Here is a 2,350-nt window from a genome sequence, read left to right as displayed (position 1 = left end):
TCTATATTTTGAGACATATGAATAAGTAATAAACTTCTAAAAAATTCTATAATTACTCTAAAAACTGCTAATCCTATCATTGCTAAAGATATTATCAAAAGGCTTTTATCTAAATTATTAGGAAGAATATCATCTAATAAAAATGTAAAATAGAAAGATCCTATTATTCCTAAAATAGTTATTAATATCGATGCAACAAAAATATTTCCTAAAAGATTTTTTTGAACTTTTATCAGTATTATTAATAATTTTGGAATTTAAACACAAAAAATATACATTTAGTTCCACATTTGTAATTTCTATTAAATTAATTGCTATTATAATATCAACAACAAAACTTAAAAATTTATTTAAGGAATAAATTAAAATGATTGAACTTGGAAAAGACTTATATTTTAAAAATCTATTATCATTTAGAAAAACATTAACTCAAGATGAAATACAAAAAGAAATGAATGATATAGATAATTTTATTAAAGAAAATGGATTAAAAGTTGTTGGTCCAAAGCTTTCAACAACCTTTTCAGTTACACAAGCTATGGTACCATCTATGGATATAGAAATTTTAATACCATTAAATGATCAATTTAATGATACTGATAAATATAAGTGTAAAAATGAATTCAAATTGACTAATTGCTTACAAATAAGTCATAAAGGAAATCCTATGACTTTTCAAAATACAATAATTAATCTACAAAAGTATATTGAAGATAATAAACTAATGCCAATAAGTTCTTTATATACAATTAATATTAAAGAGGCAAAAACTAAAGAAGAAATGGAAAATTTCCACGCTGATGCTTATATTTCTATAAGCCCTAATATTCTATAATTTCTTAAGTCAATTTTCTCCTTAATATAAGGCCCCAAAATTTAAGGAGATTATTATAAATATTTTTATAAACTATAAAAATTAATAAATGGAGGTATTTTGATTATGGAAAACTTTTTAGAATTAAACAATGAACAAATGTTAGATATTGATGGTGGTATTGATTGGAATAGTATAGGAATGGGAACTTCAATGACTGCTGGTGGATATCTTGGAGTAAAAATAGGTAGTTCTATCGGTCTAATTACCGGTCCAGGTGGTACTGTTGCTGGTGCCTTAATAGGTGGCGCAATAGGTGGTATAATATATTCTTTATGGGATTAGTAACAATGGGGTGATTTAAATGGTGTATAATAAAAATTTTATAGCATACCTAAATGAAGATTTAGATACTATTAATGGCGGAGGTTTAGGTGGTGCCATTGCTGGTGCAATTCTTGGAGGTGCATACGGCATGACAGCTGTTGTAATTGGTGGTGGCATAAGTGCCAACGCTATATGGAAGGGCTATACAAGTGGAGCTCTAAGTGGTGCCGCTATAGGCGCATTATCACCAATCTAATAGTCAATAAGAAAAAGCAAATAATTAATATAATTATTTACTTTTTTTACTTTTTTTGAGAGGTATTTTATGTTTAATCAAATATTTAATGAAATATTTACTAAATCATTTATTAAAACTAAGGACAATAAATATATTTATTATCCTTTTGGTAAACATCATACTTGTTATATAGTATCTCCTATAATAAGAAGAAAAATAATTAATAGTTATAAATACTATTTTTTCACTATCTTTTACTTAATGATAATATTCGGGTTTATAAACGTATTATTACCTTTATTGCTATTATTAACAATACCAATTTATTTTTCGTTTACAAAACATCTTTGGTACAAAGACTCTAAACTCAAATGAATACAATGAATAACTAATGCAAGTACTCCTGTAATTGTATTAAAAAACTTCAGGCATTCAGCCTTCAGTAGCATATTAAACAACTAATTATTTACTAATAATATGCTTATTACTGTAAATTCGCTCGACATCTTATTAAAAGAGGAAGTACTGAAATTATGAATTTTGATTGTGATTGGTGCTACTATAACTAACTATTGTTATTTTCTAATTAACATTCATTAAAATATAAAAAAGCACTGAATGGTGCTCTACTGGCCGGAGGTTTGTTGTTGGCAGCTTGTACCGGTCAATTCGAGGGTTGGAATATCAATCCTAATGAGGTAACTCCTGGACAAATGGAACAAGACAACCTCTTGACCGGAGCTTACTTTACACAGATGGAAAGAGGCATATTCGTGGTAGGTAAAGATAAAGGTGGTTTGTTCGAAGAAACTCAGATGCTTACCGGTGATATATTTGCCAGCTATTGCGCTCCTATCAAGACATGGAACTATGCCGGAAAAGAAGATAACGACTGCTATAAGCTTTATCCGCAGTGGTATAACTCTTCTTTTAATAATGGTAGTTTTAATGCCACTTGCAAAAATGATACC

Annotated in this window: 4 protein-coding genes and 1 pseudogene; 4 read left to right on the top strand and 1 reads right to left on the bottom strand. The window is 28.0% G+C overall.

Annotation, left to right across the window (positions count from 1 at the left end; translation table 11 throughout):
* Positions 1-236: pseudogene (locus Q0G30_RS14140) on the bottom strand (ABC transporter transmembrane domain-containing protein); the annotation flags it as partial.
* A gap of 131 nt (positions 237-367) precedes the next feature.
* On the opposite strand from Q0G30_RS14140, the gene Q0G30_RS14135 reads away from it, so the two are divergent.
* The 4 genes from Q0G30_RS14135 to Q0G30_RS14120 all read left to right on the top strand — a co-directional run.
* Positions 368-835: a transcriptional regulator gene (locus Q0G30_RS14135; protein ID WP_294391371.1), complete on the top strand. Its 468-nt coding sequence runs from the start codon at positions 368-370 to the stop codon at positions 833-835.
* Positions 836-940: 105 nt separating this feature from the next.
* Positions 941-1,159, top strand: a complete 219-nt coding sequence (locus Q0G30_RS14130) for a hypothetical protein (RefSeq protein ID WP_294391368.1) — start codon at positions 941-943, stop codon at positions 1,157-1,159.
* 19 nt (positions 1,160-1,178) lie between these two features.
* Positions 1,179-1,397, top strand: coding sequence for a hypothetical protein (locus Q0G30_RS14125; RefSeq protein ID WP_294391365.1), 219 nt, complete (start codon positions 1,179-1,181; stop codon positions 1,395-1,397).
* Positions 1,398-2,026: 629 nt separating this feature from the next.
* Positions 2,027-2,350, top strand: a 324-nt coding sequence (locus Q0G30_RS14120; protein ID WP_294391362.1) for a SusD/RagB family nutrient-binding outer membrane lipoprotein, incomplete at its 3' end; no start/stop codon positions are given.

This window comes from uncultured Clostridium sp. (assembly GCF_934754925.1).
Taxonomy (GTDB): domain Bacteria; phylum Bacillota; class Clostridia; order Clostridiales; family Clostridiaceae; genus Clostridium.
This window is presented reverse-complemented; position numbering and strand designations above follow the sequence as displayed.

Bases quoted from the DNA above. Each gene is read 5' to 3' on its own strand.
- Q0G30_RS14135 (WP_294391371.1), top strand. From the start codon at position 368: ATGATTGAACTTGGAAAAGACTTATATTTTAAAAATCTATTATCATTT.
- Q0G30_RS14130 (WP_294391368.1), top strand. From the start codon at position 941: ATGGAAAACTTTTTAGAATTAAACAATGAACAAATGTTAGATATTGAT.
- Q0G30_RS14125 (WP_294391365.1), top strand. From the start codon at position 1,179: ATGGTGTATAATAAAAATTTTATAGCATACCTAAATGAAGATTTAGAT.